Here is a 14,428-nt window from a genome sequence, read left to right as displayed (position 1 = left end):
GCGTCGCGTCAGGCGCTCGAAGGGGTCCAGGCGAGGCGTGTAATTCTCCCACTCGGCTTCTCCGATGCGCGCCCGCGCCACTTGCTCGAGGCTGGCCAGCTCATCCACCAGCCCCAGCGCCAGCGCCTGCTCACCGCTCCATACCAACCCGGAAAACACCTCAGAATCGCCACTCAAGCGCTCGCCTCTCCCGGCCCGAACGTCCTCGATGAACTGCTCGTGGGTCTGCGCCAGCACCGTTTGCCAGAACTGAGCCACCTCCTCATCGAGCGGCTGGAACGGATCAAGAAACGCCTTGTTTTCACCGGCGGTCATGACACGCCGCTCCACGCCCAGCCGATCGATCGCCTCCTGGAAACCAAAGCCTGCGTAAATGACCCCTATCGAGCCCACCAGGCTGGCGGGAGAGGCAATGATCTCATCCGCTGCCGACGCGATATAGTAGGCACCGCTGGCTCCCACGTCTTCGATGACCGCCAGGATGGGCTTGTCACCCAGATCACGCAGCCGCATGATTTCCGCATGGATGCGCTGGGACTGCACCGGGCTCCCGCCGGGGCTGTCGATATGCAGTACGACCGCCGCCGCGCTCTCGCTCTCCCAGGCACGATTTAAACCGCGAATGATGCGTTCGGCATTGGCGGGCGCATCACTGGCGATGACGCCCTGCACCTCGACCAACGCCAGATGCTGCTGTTCCGGCACGCTTGAGGTCGGCTCTGCCACGAAAACGCGGTACAGCGTCGTGGTGATCGACACCAGCACCAGCGTCAATACGACGAAACGGAAAAACAGCTTCCACCGCCGCGCCCGGCGCTGCTCGGTCAAGACGCCACCAATCCAGCGGTCCATCATTTCCAGCTGGGCCAGACGTTGACGTTCGCGCAGCGTTTCGGCATCGTCGCTCGGCTCACCTGCGGCCGATGCTTTCGACGCGGTCGCAGCGACTTGCGGTCCCTGCGTCCAAGGATCCTGCGCGCTTCCCGACGGCTCTTCATGGGAGGGGCTGCCTTGCTCTCTATCGCGGGACTGATCGTCGCTCATACTATTTCCCTCATGATATTTCCCCTCATACGATGTTTCTCATACTGTCTGTCTCTCGGGCATTGACCACCAATAGCTGTGTACACGTGGATCAGCTATATAAAACTCAGCCCCTCTGTCACCCAGCGTCAGCCATGCAACCATTCGAACAGCGTGGGAATGTCATCCGTCATCCAGACAGGCTGGCACGCCGCTAGCCGCTCGGCAGAGTGCACCCCATAGGTCACACCGACCCGATCCATGCCGATGGCGCGTGCCATTTCCAGGTCGTATTCAGTATCCCCCACCATCACCGCACGCTCTACCGGCGTATTAAGCTCGGCGAGTAGCTCCAGCAGCATCTGTGGATGGGGTTTGGAGCGGGTTTCATCTGCGGTACGACTGGCGTCAAACCACTGGCCGCTATCGGTTTCTCGAAAGACACGATCCAGGCCGCGACGACTCTTGCCCGTGGCCACGGCCAGCCGCTGCCGGGGACGCTGACGCAGCCTGGCCAACTGCTCCTCGACACCGTTGAAAAAAGGCATGGGCGTCGTGTCGCCACTCACAAAGTGATGCGAGTAGCGCTGGCGCAAGCGCTCTGCCTGCTCCGGCGAAATGCCCGGACACAGCGTTGCAATGGCTTCGGGCAGGCCAAGACCGATGATGTTTTCGATGGCGCTGTCTTCCAGGGGCGGCCAGCGTACATCCGCTGCGGCGGCATGCATGCACGACACGATCTTGGGCACCGAATTCATCAAGGTCCCATCCCAGTCAAAGATGATCAGCTCGTAACGCATGGCGTTCTCCCTACTTGCCCTGCTGACGCGCACGCGCCAGCGTCTCTTCCAGTGCCTCAGGCAGTGGTGCTTTCACCGTCACCGGACGGCCATTACCGGGCTCGGGAAAGGTCAATGAGCGCGCGTGCAGAAACAGGCGCCCCAGACCCAATTGTTTAGACAGCCGCTCGCTTTCCCGCGTCGCGTACTTGTCATCGCCCAGCAAGGCGTGGCCCGCATGGGCTGCGTGCACACGAATCTGATGGGTACGACCGGTCACCGGCTCGGCCTCGATGAGCGTCACTTTTTCGAAGGTCTCCACGACGGAGAAATGGGTGCGTGATACCTTGCCGTTGGGATCCACCCGCACACGGCGCTCGCCATTACCGGCATCGAAGCGGTCCAGCCGGGCACTTTCATAGGTTTTTCTGGCAGGCCAGCGCCCTGCCACCAGTGCCAGATAGCGCTTGTCCATGCCGTGCTTCTTGAGCGCCTCGTTGAGCGTCACCAGCGCCTCACGCGACTTGGCCAACAGCAGGCACCCGGAGGTGTCACGATCCAGACGATGGACCAGCTCGAGAAAGCTCAAGTCGTCGCGTACCTGACGCAATGCCTCGATCAGACCGATCTTGACGCCACTTCCACCATGCACCGCCAGGCCAGAAGGCTTGTTCAACACCATCCAGTCCGGCCCTTCCATGATGACGCTACCCACCAACACGTCGCGCAGGTTATCGCTGACCTCCTTGACCGCCTCCTTGGGCGCCAGGCGCAGAGGCGGTACGCGGACGAGGTCTCCCCCCTGCAGGCGATAGTCCACCTTCACGCGCTTCTTGTTCACTCGAACCTCCCCCTTGCGCACGATGCGGTAGATCAGCGCCCGTGGAGCGCCCTTCAATCGTGTCATGAGGAAATTATCGATTCGTTGACCCGCCTGCTCCGGGGCGATTTCCACCCACTGCACTTCACGCCCTTCGGACATTACCTTGTACTCCTGGTCTCATCCACGCCACATGGTGGAAAGTGACTGACCTTGATTGAAAAGCGGCATTCTAGCGTAGACCTTACGCCATTGCGTCAATTGCTGACGCTTCTCTTTACTGTTATATTCCAGGACGCTCATCGGCCAACGTGACTTGCTGATCTGAAACGCAATAAGCCGCCTTGTATGGCGTATTGTCGTCCAGCGAATTGTCCGTCACGTTAGCCTAAGCACCTGCCCGACCAACATGCAGGTCAGAGCAACGAGGCCAGGCCAGTGTACGCATTGCCCGCCTTCTACGTAATGAAATGCAGCACCTCTGTCGCCTGACCGCGGCAGAGGGAAAAGAATACCGCCAGCCTCGACTGGCAAAAAAACGTTACGCCCCTGCCAGGCAGTTACCTTATTCGTCACAAGGCGCTGTCATGCCGGGGCGCAAAGATCAACGCTGTGCCGACAACCGGCGTTGACGAATCGATGAATGCCAGGTGTAGGCGGTGTCAGCAGAGCCGGATGGACGTGACAGCCACCGAAACACGTTCTGCCTCCGCCACGTACTCAACGCCCTATTGGCCGGGTCGGCTACGATGCCTTCCCGGCTTGATGCGTCAGCATAACCATGCGCCGAGCACAAGCACGCAGCACACAGCGGTTCGTCGACGACTCCTCGTTTGACGGCACGACATGCTACGTGAGACCACATGAAACGGATGCTTATTAACGCGACCCAGCCCGAAGAGCTGCGGGTCGCCCTGGTAGACGGACAGCGCCTCTACGATCTGGACATCGAGTCCGGCGCACGCGAACAGAAGAAAGCCAACATCTACCGGGGCAAAATCACCCGGGTAGAACCCTCCCTCGAAGCCGCCTTCGTCGACTTCGGCGCCGAGCGCCACGGCTTTCTGCCGCTGAAAGAGATCTCTCGCGAATATTTCATCAAGGATGTTTCGGGCCGCCCCAACATCAAGGAAGTATTGAAAGAGGGTCAGGAAGTCATCGTTCAGGTAGACAAGGAAGAGCGTGGCAACAAGGGCGCCGCCCTGACCACCTTCATCAGCCTGGCCGGACGCTTTTTGGTACTGATGCCCAACAACCCCCGTGCAGGTGGCATATCGCGGCGTATCGAAGGCGATGACCGCAGCCAGCTCAAGGATGCCATGGGCCAGCTGACGGTTCCCGACAAGATGGGCCTGATCGTACGCACCGCCGGTATTGGCCGCAGCTCCGAAGAGCTGCAGTGGGACCTGGACTACCTGGTGCAGGTGTGGGAATCGATCACCACCGAGTCCGCCAAGCGCCCTGCGCCCTTTTTGATCTACCGCGAATCCAACGTCATCATCCGTGCCATGCGCGACTACCTGCGCCAGGATATTGGCGAGGTGTTGATCGACAGTCCCGACATCCACGCCGAGGCGCTGGCATTCATCCGCCAGGTGATGCCTTCCTACCAGCAAAAGATCAAGCTGTATGCCGATGAAGTGCCGCTGTTCTCGCGCTTCCAGATCGAGTCGCAGATCGAGACGGCCTACCAGCGGGAAGTGAAACTGCCTTCCGGTGGCTCCATCGTCATCGATCACACCGAAGCGCTGGTCTCCATCGACATCAACTCGGCCCGCGCCACCCGTGGCAGCGATATCGAAGAGACCGCCCTGCAAACCAACACCGAAGCCGCCGACGAGATCGCTCGCCAGCTCCGCCTGCGTGACATCGGCGGGCTCGTGGTCATCGATTTCATCGACATGGGCCCGGCTCGCAACCAGCGTGAAGTCGAAAACCGCATGCGCGATGCGCTCAAACTGGACCGCGCCCGCGTACAGATCGGCCGCATTTCGCGCTTCGGCCTGATGGAAATGTCGCGCCAGCGTCTGCGCCCCTCGCTGGGCGAAACCAGCGGCGTGGTTTGCCCGCGCTGTAACGGCCAGGGCACCATCCGCGATGTGCGCTCGCTGTCGCTCTCCATCATGCGCCTGATCGAAGAAGAGGCCATGAAAGAGCGTAGCGCCCAGATCCGCGCCATCCTGCCCGTGCCGGTCGCCACTTATCTGCTCAACGAAAAGCGCAGCGTGCTGGCGGATATCGAATCACGCCAAGGCGTGCGCGTGGTCATCCTGCCCAGCCCGGAGATGGATACCCCGCACTACGACGTGCAACGCCTGCGCGATGACCACCTGGACGAAGACGACAGCCACACCCTGTCGAGCTTCGAACTCTCCACGGATACCGAGATTGGCAAAGAGCCGCCTCCCAGCTTCGCAGCTCCGGCTCAGCGGGCAGAAGCCGCGGTCAAGAGCATCGCTCACAACGCTCCGGCCCCCGAGTCGCTGCAAACCGAAGAAGCGCCCGCCAAACCAGCCGCGGCCGAAGCGCCTGCAGAGCAACCCAGCGTACTGGGCCGCTTCATTCGCGGTTTTGCCAAGCTGCTGGGTGGCGATGAGGCCAGCACGACGGCCACACAGGAAGCCAGCTCGACGAACCGCAAGCCCGAGCAGTCGGCAGCCCCAAGCCGCCCGCCGCGCAATGAGCGTCGTCAAAAGCCTGCGCAAGAGCGCCAGTCTCAGGAGCGCTCAGCACCGGAGCGCCAGGAAAACAGCGCTTCACGCGACCAGCGTAACGATGCCACCAAGGCACCTGCTGCTCGCAACGACGACAGCAACGACAAGCGCAGCGGCCCCAGCCGCACCCGCAACCGTCGTCGTCATCCGCAGCAGGACGACAGCCGGGCTCAGGAAAGCACGCCTCGCAACACGCGTCAGAAAGAGACCGCCAAGGAGTCATCGCAGAACGATGCTTCCAGCAGCGCCCCGCAGCCGGAGCAGCGTCGCGAGAAACCCCGCGACAACAAGCCCAAGCAGGACGACAAGCGCCCGGAAGCCGTTCAGCAGGACGAGCCGCAAAAGGATGACGGCAAGCCGAAGCGCACGCGCAACAACCCGCGCCAGCGTTCACGCAAGCAGGCACTGAGCCCGCAGGCCGAAGCCGAGCAGTTGAAGCTCCAGGCAGAAGCCCAGCAGGCACCCGAGGAAGCCCCTGCCCCAGCGGCGGCAGACGCTGAAACGCCTGCAAAGAAAGCCACGTCAGAGTCAGAAACGGCGACTCAATCGCCCAGCGAAGCGGCAGACACGCGTCCTGAAGCACGTCAGGAGGCCACCGCAGAGACCGCAGCCGAGGACACTACTGCCACCGCACGTGCCAGCAATGCCGACAAGGCACGCAAGTCAACGCGCCAGCGCCGTCAACCGGCCATTCGCGACGAAGCGGCCAAGCAAGCCAACGCGTCCGGAGACGACAACGGCACATCCGCCACAGAGTCCCAGACACCGGCGGCCACCCATGAGCAACCCGCTGCAGCCACAGAAGAGCCGACAGCGCCACGTGAGGAACAGCCAACCTCGGCGGCTGATCAAGAGCCCTCAGCGGCGGTAGAGAAAGAGCCTTCAGCGGCGGTTGAAGAGAAGCCCTCAGCAGTGGTTGAGAAAGAGCCCTCAGCGGCGGTAGAGAAAGAGTCTTCGGCGGTGGTTGAAGAGAAATCTTCTGCGGTAGTTGAAGAAAAAGCCTCAGCAGCCGTTGAAGAAGAACCTTCAAAAGCGTCTTCCGTAGTAGCCGCGGAAGACACCTCAGCAGCCACTGAAGCGCCATCTTCCGTCACCACTGAGGAAAAGCCCGCCACGGCCGAGGAGCCAGCATCTGCCGCATCGGTAGAAGAAGCGCCTTCAGCCAACGCGGAGCAAGCGCCCACGGAAGCGACTCAGGAGCGCTCGACGCCTGCTGCAGAAAACGCAGCAGCAGAGAAAGCCCCCGAAGCCCCTCAGGCAGCGGCCGACGCCAACGCCAGTGGCGAGCCTGCCGCTGACGAGGAGGCCTCCAAGCCACGTCGTCGCCGCCGCCGGGCTCATAACGACCCGCGTGAACAGCGCAAGCAGCAGGCCCAGCAAAACTCATCCGAGTAATGCTGACAGCCGTAAAAAAACCCCGCCTCGGCGGGGTTTTTTATGCGCTATCGTCAGGAGATCACTCGTGGCTCCGCTTCCAGGCTGACGCCAAAACGCTCGGCGACCGCACCTGCAACGACATCCGCAAACGCCAGCAGCTCTGCACGATTACCGCCACCAAAGTGCACCAGCACCAGCGCCTGATGCTGATGCACGCCAAACGCCCCCTGGCGGTGCCCTTTCAGGCCACACTGGTCGATCAGCCATCCGGCCGCCAGTTTCACCTGCCCATCGGGCTGGGGAAAATGCGGCATACCAGGATAGACGCTCAACAGCCGCTGGGCATGCTCACCGCTCACGAGCGGGTTCTTGAAGAAGCTGCCGGCATTGGCCAGCACGGCGGGGTCCGGCAGTTTCTCCTGGCGAATGGCGCAGACGGCACGCGCCACCTCCAGCGGGTCGGGCGCGGCAGACACCCGTGCGGCCAGGTCGCCATACCCCAGTTGCGGATTGGGCGTTTCCGAGAGCCGCAAGACGAGCTGCGTAATGACCACCTTGCCTGCCAACTCACGTTTGAAGAGACTGTCTCGATAACCAAACTGACACGCCTCGGCATCCAGCCAGCGCACTTCCCCCGTGGCCAGTTCGACCACCTGCACCGCCGCCAGCACGTCGGCCAGTTCGACACCATAGGCACCTATGTTCTGCACCGGAGCGGCCCCACAGTCACCGGGGATCAGCGCCAGATTCTCACAGCCCCACAGGCCACGCGCCGCCAGCGCCATCACCAGGGCGTGCCAATTCACCCCCGCCCCTACGTAGGCCAACACTTCCCGGCCACGCCGCTCCAACCACCACTGCTGGAGCGAAGGACGAATGACCACTCCTGACAACTGGCTCGGCAACAGGACGTTACTGCCCCCCCCGAGCAGCGTCATCGGCCCCCGCTGCTGCCGTGCCTGATGCAACACGTCCTGCAACGCCGCCAGCGTGGTCGGTGCCGCGTACTGTTCGGCCACACAGGGCAAGCGCAGCGTATTGGCCTGAGTCAGGTCTCGAAACGCCATCAGGACGTCAGGGCGGGAGACAGCGCTAGCGTTCACGCTGCAGCTCATCGAGCAGACCCTGCGAGGCACGCTCGATCAAGTCCAGCACTTGCTCGAACCCGTCGTCGCCACCGTAATAGGGGTCAGGCACATCGCTCTGCGGCAGCCCGGCGTAATCGAGCAGCAGCCCTACCTGGGCCTGGCTATTGGCCGGTTGCAGAGCACGCATGGCAGCGAGGTTTTCGCGATCCATGCCCAGCACGTAGTCGAACTCGTGGAAGTCACTGACTTTCAATTGGCGAGCGCGAAGATGGCCAATCTCGATACCTCGTTGTCGCGCCGCTGCCTGGGAGCGGGGGTCTGGGGCTTTCCCTACGTGCCAGTCACCTACTCCGCAGGAGTCGATGGTGATGCGGCCATCCAGCCCTGCTCGCACCACGGCCTGCTGAAAAACGCCTTCCGCCGTGGGCGAGCGGCAAATATTGCCTAAACAGACGAACAGCACGCGCTTCATACACGATCCTCCGATGACGCCAACAAGGCGCGCACCCGTGCCAGGTCCTCCGGGGTATCGACCCCCGCCGGGTTCGCAGCCACGGCCAGCGCCACCTGAATGACATGACCATGCTGCAATACACGCAGCTGCTCGAGCTGTTCCAACTGCTCCAGGCTGGACGCCGTCAGATCACGGTAGGTGGCCAGAAAGCTGGCACGGTAAGCGTAGATGCCAATATGGCGCAGCCAGGCATCGGTGGTGAGCAAATCGGGCTGAGTCTTGAACTGCTCTCTGTCCCAGGGGATCGGCGCTCGGGAAAAATAGAGCGCGCGCCCTTGCAGTGAACGCACCACCTTGACCACATTGGGGTTGAATAGCGTATCCACATCGCCGATGGACTCGGCCAGGGTGGCCATGGCCGCCTCAGGGTCATCTGCCAGCCGCTGGGCTACCTGGTCGATCAACACGGGAGGGATCAATGGCTCGTCACCCTGCACGTTGACGACCAGCGTGTCACCCGCCAGTGAGAGCTGTTCGGCCACTTCGGCCAGCCGGTCCGTGCCGGAGGGATGGTCGGCCCGGGTCATGACCACTTCCGCGCCGTAGGCTTGCATGGCGTCACGGATACGCTCGTCGTCAGTGGCTACGATGACTCGTTGCGCCTGGCTCTCGCAGGCACGACGCCATACGTGGGCTACCATGGGCTCACCGGCGATATCCAGAAGCGGCTTGCCAGGCAGCCGTGAAGAGCCGAACCGCGCCGGGACGACCGCGATGAATTGCGCCACAGAGCCCATCACACCTCCCCGGTACGGCCAGGTGAAGTGGCCAGCTTCTCATCGGCGTCCATCTGCCGCGCTTCTTCAGGCAGCATCACCGGAATCCCGTCTCGGATGGGATAGGCCAGACCATCATAGTGGCAGCACAGCTCCTGTGCGTCGCGCTGATACTTCAGCTTGCCGTTGCAGAGCGGGCAAACCAGCATTGCCAACAGTTCCTTATCCATCGGTGCTTCCCCTTTGTGTCAGTTCTGCCAGCCTGGAAGCCAGCCAATCTTCAAACTCTTCTGGAAGCCGCGCTTCCACCTCCAGCACCCAGCTGTCCGCCGGGGCCAACTCACGGCATTTGACCGCATCCTTGGCCGTCATGACCACCGGTCCGAAGGCCATGGGCTTGAATGTTTGCTCATCGAAAGCGTGATGATCCGCCAAGGGGTGCTGTTCCCCATGGACCCCCAGCGTTTCGAGGGTCTTGAAAAAGCGCTGCGGGTTGCCGATCCCCGCCAGCGCATGTGCTGGCAGCGTAAAGGGCAAGGGAGCCAGCGGATAGCGCTGACCACTGGCCAGCTTGCGCCAGCCCTGGGGTACCAGTTGCATGGCCACCGAAGGCACCGGCAAGGGAGCCGTCAGCGTGCCATTGACGATCACCGCATCCACTTGTTGCAAGCGAGCAACGCCTTCGCGCAGCGGTCCTGCAGGCAGGCAGCGCTGGTTGCCCAGCCCACGGCTGCCATCGACCACCACCAGTTCAATATCGCGCCCCAGTGCCAGGTGTTGCAAGCCGTCATCGCTGATCACGATATCGCAGCCCATCTCGACCAGCGCTTGGGCGCCCCGAGCCCGCTGCGGGTCTGCGATGACGGGCAGCCCGGTCTGCTGAACCAGCATGAGCGGTTCGTCACCGCTATGCGCGGGGTCCGTGGTGGGCGTAACATGAAGCGGATAATGGGGTGCGGTGCCACCATACCCCCGGGTCACGATGCCTGGCGAGTAGCCCTGCGCGACCAGCCAGCGCCCCAACCAGGCCACCAGCGGTGACTTGCCGGTGCCGCCCAGGGTGATATTGCCCACCACGATCACCGGCACCTCCGCCCGCCAGACGGGCTTGTGCCCCCGTCGGTAATCGCGCGCTCGACGACACATGAGATAACGGTATAAATTACCTAGTGGAAACAGCGGCGCCAGCCACGGGCTTCCCCCGTAGGCGGCGTCGAGCCAGCGCTTCGCCAGGCTCACTCGTGCTCCTGAAACTGAAGCTGGTGCAGGGCCGCATAAGCACCTGACTTTTCCAGCAGCGCCTGATGGGTGCCCTGCTCCACGATACGCCCCTGGTCCATGACCAGAATGCGGTCGGCACGCTCGATGGTCGACAGGCGGTGGGCGATCACCAGCGTGGTGCGCCCCTCACAGACCCGCTCCAGGGCTTTCTGGATATAGCGTTCGGATTCGGTATCCAGCGCCGAGGTAGCCTCGTCCAGAATCAGAATCGGAGCATCCTTGAAGATGGCTCGGGCAATCGCCAACCGCTGGCGCTGCCCGCCCGAGAGCATGACCCCATTTTCGCCTACCACGGTGAGATAGCCTTCGGGCAGTTTGTCGATGAACTCACTGGCGTAGGCGGCTTCTGCGGCAGCCTTCACGGCGGCCATGTCCGGATTTTCCACGCCATAGGCGATATTGTCGGCGATGGTGGCATTGAACAGGGTGACCTGCTGGGAAACCAGCGCTATCTGCTGCCGCAGCGGCCCCAGCGCGTAGCGGTCGGCATCGATGCCATCGATCAGGATCTGGCCTTCGGTGGGTCGATAGAAGCGTGGCAGCAGGCTCACCAGGGTAGACTTGCCGCTTCCCGAGCGCCCCACGATAGCCACCAATTCGCCGGGGGCGACGCGCAGCTGAATATCGTGCAGCACGTTGGGCTGGTCGTCGGCGTAGCGGAAGCTGACATGGTCGATGACCACCTCGCCAGTCAAGCGGCTCGGCACCACGTCGCCCTCGTCACGCTCCGGGGCCAGGTCCATGAGACCGAACAGCTCGGCAGCAGCGGCAATGCCCTTCTGAATCTCACTGTTCACTTCGGTGAGCTGACGTACTGGTTTGATCATCAGCGCAGCGGCAGTAATGAAGGCAACGAATTCACCGGGCGTCATGTTGGCCATCAAACGAGGGGCCATGGCCAGCCATACCAGCAGGGCCATGGAAATGGCCACCAGCATCAGAATCACCGGCGAGCTGACCGCCCGGGTCATGGCTTCTTTCATGCTTTGCCGACGATTCTCTTCACTGACACGTTCGAAGCGCTGCTTTTCATAGGCTTCGGCACCATGGGTGCGCACCACGCGATACCCCGAGAGGGCTTCCGAGGCCACGTGCGTCACATCGCCCATGGAGTGCTGGATGCGCTTGGAGATGCGCCGAAAGCGCTTGCTGACGTAACTCACCACAGCGGCAATCAACGGCGTCACGCCCATGAACAGCAGAGTGAGCATCCAGTTGGTCCAGAACAGGTAGCCAATCAGACCCACCACGAAGAGCCCTTCACGGAGAATGATGGTCACCGCGTTGGTCGCCGCCCCGGCAACCTGCTCGACATGGTAGGTCACCCGTGACACCAGATGGCCGCTGGAGTGGTGATCGAAAAACCGCCCCGGCAAATGCAGCATGTGATCGAATACGTTACAGCGCAGCGTATGAATCACGTAGCGCCCCACGTAGGCCATGAAATAAGTACTGAGGAAAGTGCCCAACCCTCGGGCTGCGAACATCAGCACGACGAACAAGGGCAGAAACAGCCGAAACGCGGCATCGGGATGCTGAATGCCATCGATGAGGCGCTTCATCATCTCGGCCAGCGCGGTGCTGGACGCGGCGTAAATCAGAAACCCGATCACGGCAAGCGAGAAAGCGCGCCAGTGTGGCTTCACATAACTCAACAAACGTTTATAGAGTACCCAACCTGAATCAGTCACACGCGCTCCCGGCAGTAGTGTGCAGTGGGGGCGATTCTACCCTATGGTGGCTCGCTTCAACACCGCTTCTGGCCACCGGGAACACGCCGCTGGGTATCTATCTGCACGGGCACCCCCGGTTCCAGGCGGATACGCACCGCGCCATCATGGGCGGTACTCCACAGGCAGCTGTGCTGATGGCGAAAGCGCCGTACCACCTCATCGGCCGGGTGCTGGAAGGCATTATCGCGTCCGGCACTGAAGATGGCATGCCGAGGCATCGCTTCACGGACGAACTGCACACCGGAGCTGGTGTGACTGCCGTGATGGCCCGCCACCAGCACCGTGACGTCACCGGCCAACAAGGGCAGCAAGTGGCGTTCCACCTGACGCCCCACGTCCCCGGTGATCAGCAGCCGATGCTCTCCCACCTGGACTTCCAGCATGCAGGAGCGGTCATTGGAAGAGAGCTGTTGATGTCCTGCCGGGGGCCAGAGGAAACGATAGATGATCCCCTCCTGCTGCCACTGCTGGCCCTGCTCACAGGGCGTGCTGGCAACGATCAGCGGCTCGTCCAGCGGGGCACGCCAGTCCGCCACCTGATGCTCGTCCCGCAACGCTTCGACACCGCCTGCATGGTCGGTATCGGCATGACTGACCACCACCAGGTCAAAGGCCTGACCCGGTGGCCAGAGCGTTTGCAAGGGCATGAAACCGCTGCGAAAACGCGGCCCCGTGTCGTAGAGCATCCGATAATCGGCGCTGCGCAGCTCGACCAGTTGGCCCTGCCCCACATCGTGCACGGTGACGACCAGCCGACGCTCGTCGACGCGTTCATTTGGCCACCAGGGTGCGCTCAGCGCCAGGAGCGTCACCAGCAGGCGCAGCCCGCCGGGCGTGGCGGGTAATCCCCAGCCCAGTGCCAGCAGCAGCCAGGCCAACGCCAGCGGGTAGACGTGCTCGGGCGGCGGCTGCCACAGTGGCGCCAGGGCCAGCGTGACCTCCAGCAGAGAGTGAAACAGCGCCAGCGCCTGTGCGAACACCCACCAGGCGGCCAGCCCGATGCCAGGCAGCGGTGCGAGCAGCCACCCCAGCAGCGCCGAGGGCACCATGATCGAGCTGACCCAGGGCACGGCTAGCAGATTGACCAGCGGAGCCGCGGGCGCCACTCGGCCAAATGCCAACAGCACTGCCGCCGCCATCAGCGGCGCCAGCAGCAGCTGGGAACGCAGCAGCGCCCAGCACCAGCCTTTGATACCCCGAGGACGAGGGCGCCCCTGCCAGATGACGATCAGCCAGCCCACCGCCACGAACGACAGCCACAAGCCGGGCCGCCATAGAGAGAGCGGGTCGGCCACCACGATAATGGCGAATGCCAGCCACCAGGCCTGCCAGGGGCCCGGCGCATGGCGCCCGCTCAACACCCATAGCCCCAGCAGGGTCATGATCATGGCGCGCATGGCAGGCGGCGCCAGCCCTGCCAGCAGTGCATAGCCCACGGCAGCCGCCCCCGCCACCCACCAGGGCCAGACGCGCAGGCGCCAGTCACCGGGAGACATCAGCCGTGCTGCCAAGCGGGCCAACAGCAGCGCAAAGGACGCTACCAGGCCAACGTGCAAACCGGAAATCACCACCAGGTGCGTGGTCCCGGTGGCATTCAACAGCGCCCAGTCCTGCTGCGTCAGCTGGTCGCTATCGCCCAGCGTCAGCGCGGCCAGCCAGCGCTGGGTACGCGCCTCTGGCGCATTACTCTCCAGGTAGGCCACCGCCTGCTGACGTAGTTGGAAAGGCGCCTCCGACAAACGTTCGGGCGCAGGGTCGTTGCGTACATAGCCAGTGGCATGAATACCTTCACGCCACAGCCACTGGGCATAGTCAAAGCTGTTGGGGTTGGCAAAGCCTCTGGGTGGACGCAGCCGAACGGTCAGCTGCCAGCGCTCGCCAACGGCGTAAACCGCACTGGACTGGGTGGCAGACGAGGGAAAAGCCGAGTAGGCGCTGACCCGCACTTGCTTCAGCCGATCACAGGGCAGCAGGGGCTCCGGCGAGCGGCACGCTTCTACCGCCAGCCTCAAACGTTGGCTGCTCCCGTCCTCTCTTTGTACGTGGAGCACGCGGGCCTCCAACGTCAGGTCCTGGCCGCTCAAGCCGTCGGGCAGTCGTTTGCCCCACTCCTGCTGAAGGGTCAGCACCATCAGTGCCACCAGCGCTAGCCATATCGACCAGCGTGGGCGCGTCGTCGCCATGACTACGGCCGCCACCATCAGCACTGCCAGCGCCAAAGTGGCGTCTCGCTCGGCCCCCAGCCAACCCGCCAGCGCACCGCCCAACAGCGCAGCCAAGGCCGCTGGCACCGCACTCCCTCGCCCCATTCCACCTCCCTGGCCGAAACCCTTCGCCTCAGTAGCGTAGCCTAAGCCCTGCGCTATGTGGATAATAGCCTGCA

11 protein-coding genes are annotated in these 14,428 nt (G+C 62.9%); 1 reads left to right on the top strand and 10 read right to left on the bottom strand.

Annotated elements, in window-relative coordinates:
• From sppA to HSS18214_RS0101455, 3 genes are all read right to left on the bottom strand, one after another.
• On the bottom strand, nucleotides 1-1,044 hold a 1,044-nt coding region (sppA, locus tag HSS18214_RS17710; RefSeq protein WP_016913546.1), incomplete at its 3' end, for a signal peptide peptidase SppA.
• Nucleotides 1,045-1,172: 128 nt separating this feature from the next.
• Complete coding sequence (locus tag HSS18214_RS0101460) at nucleotides 1,173-1,823, bottom strand: HAD family hydrolase (RefSeq protein WP_016913545.1); 651 nt, start codon at nucleotides 1,821-1,823, stop codon at nucleotides 1,173-1,175.
• 10 nt (nucleotides 1,824-1,833) lie between these two features.
• On the bottom strand, nucleotides 1,834-2,784 hold the full coding sequence (locus HSS18214_RS0101455) for an RluA family pseudouridine synthase (protein WP_016913544.1): 951 nt from the start codon (nucleotides 2,782-2,784) through the stop codon (nucleotides 1,834-1,836).
• 701 nt (nucleotides 2,785-3,485) lie between these two features.
• Between HSS18214_RS0101455 and rne the strand changes: the two genes are divergently transcribed.
• On the top strand, nucleotides 3,486-6,731 hold the full coding sequence (rne, locus tag HSS18214_RS0101450; RefSeq protein WP_026001656.1) for a ribonuclease E: 3,246 nt from the start codon (nucleotides 3,486-3,488) through the stop codon (nucleotides 6,729-6,731).
• A gap of 53 nt (nucleotides 6,732-6,784) precedes the next feature.
• Here rne and murB read toward each other — a convergent pair whose 3' ends face one another.
• Genes murB through HSS18214_RS0101415 form a run of 7 tightly spaced genes read right to left on the bottom strand, consistent with a single transcriptional unit; the run spans nucleotide 6,785 to nucleotide 14,354 of the window.
• Complete coding sequence (murB, locus tag HSS18214_RS0101445; RefSeq protein ID WP_016913542.1) at nucleotides 6,785-7,780, bottom strand: UDP-N-acetylmuramate dehydrogenase; 996 nt, start codon at nucleotides 7,778-7,780, stop codon at nucleotides 6,785-6,787.
• Between the two features lie 25 nt (nucleotides 7,781-7,805).
• Nucleotides 7,806-8,273, bottom strand: coding sequence for a low molecular weight protein-tyrosine-phosphatase (locus tag HSS18214_RS0101440; protein ID WP_016913541.1), 468 nt, complete (start codon nucleotides 8,271-8,273; stop codon nucleotides 7,806-7,808).
• Entirely contained in the window at nucleotides 8,270-9,052 is a 783-nt protein-coding gene (gene kdsB / locus HSS18214_RS0101435; RefSeq protein ID WP_016913540.1) for a 3-deoxy-manno-octulosonate cytidylyltransferase, read from the bottom strand. Before kdsB ends, HSS18214_RS0101440 begins: the two co-directional genes overlap by 4 nt.
• Nucleotides 9,052-9,261 carry a Trm112 family protein gene (locus HSS18214_RS0101430; protein WP_026001654.1) on the bottom strand — a complete coding sequence of 70 codons (210 nt, stop codon included), beginning with the start codon at nucleotides 9,259-9,261 and terminating at the stop codon, nucleotides 9,052-9,054. The genes kdsB and HSS18214_RS0101430 overlap by 1 nt, the downstream gene beginning before the upstream one ends.
• Nucleotides 9,254-10,270: a tetraacyldisaccharide 4'-kinase gene (lpxK, locus tag HSS18214_RS0101425; RefSeq protein WP_016913538.1), complete on the bottom strand. Its 1,017-nt coding sequence runs from the start codon at nucleotides 10,268-10,270 to the stop codon at nucleotides 9,254-9,256. Before lpxK ends, HSS18214_RS0101430 begins: the two co-directional genes overlap by 8 nt.
• Nucleotides 10,267-12,003: a lipid A export permease/ATP-binding protein MsbA gene (gene msbA, locus HSS18214_RS0101420; protein WP_016913537.1), complete on the bottom strand. Its 1,737-nt coding sequence runs from the start codon at nucleotides 12,001-12,003 to the stop codon at nucleotides 10,267-10,269. The genes lpxK and msbA overlap by 4 nt, the downstream gene beginning before the upstream one ends.
• A gap of 56 nt (nucleotides 12,004-12,059) precedes the next feature.
• Nucleotides 12,060-14,354, bottom strand: a complete 2,295-nt coding sequence (locus tag HSS18214_RS0101415) for a DNA internalization-related competence protein ComEC/Rec2 (protein WP_016913536.1) — start codon at nucleotides 14,352-14,354, stop codon at nucleotides 12,060-12,062.
• Between the last annotated feature and the right edge of the window lie 74 nt (nucleotides 14,355-14,428).

Origin of the sequence: Vreelandella stevensii S18214, from assembly GCF_000275725.1 — a bacterium.
Classification (GTDB): Bacteria; Pseudomonadota; Gammaproteobacteria; order Pseudomonadales; family Halomonadaceae; genus Vreelandella; species Vreelandella stevensii.
The sequence above is the reverse complement of the archived record's forward strand: the minus strand, read 5'-3'. Positions and strand labels throughout refer to the sequence as shown.

Coding starts and splice junctions, on each gene's coding strand:
- HSS18214_RS0101460 (WP_016913545.1), bottom strand. CDS start 1,823: ATGCGTTACGAGCTGATCATCTTTGACTGGGATGGGACCTTGATGAAT.
- HSS18214_RS0101455 (WP_016913544.1), bottom strand. CDS start 2,784: ATGTCCGAAGGGCGTGAAGTGCAGTGGGTGGAAATCGCCCCGGAGCAG.
- rne (WP_026001656.1), top strand. CDS start 3,486: ATGAAACGGATGCTTATTAACGCGACCCAGCCCGAAGAGCTGCGGGTC.
- murB (WP_016913542.1), bottom strand. CDS start 7,780: ATGGCGTTTCGAGACCTGACTCAGGCCAATACGCTGCGCTTGCCCTGT.
- HSS18214_RS0101440 (WP_016913541.1), bottom strand. CDS start 8,273: ATGAAGCGCGTGCTGTTCGTCTGTTTAGGCAATATTTGCCGCTCGCCC.
- kdsB (WP_016913540.1), bottom strand. CDS start 9,052: ATGGGCTCTGTGGCGCAATTCATCGCGGTCGTCCCGGCGCGGTTCGGC.
- HSS18214_RS0101430 (WP_026001654.1), bottom strand. CDS start 9,261: ATGGATAAGGAACTGTTGGCAATGCTGGTTTGCCCGCTCTGCAACGGC.
- HSS18214_RS0101415 (WP_016913536.1), bottom strand. CDS start 14,354: ATGGGGCGAGGGAGTGCGGTGCCAGCGGCCTTGGCTGCGCTGTTGGGC.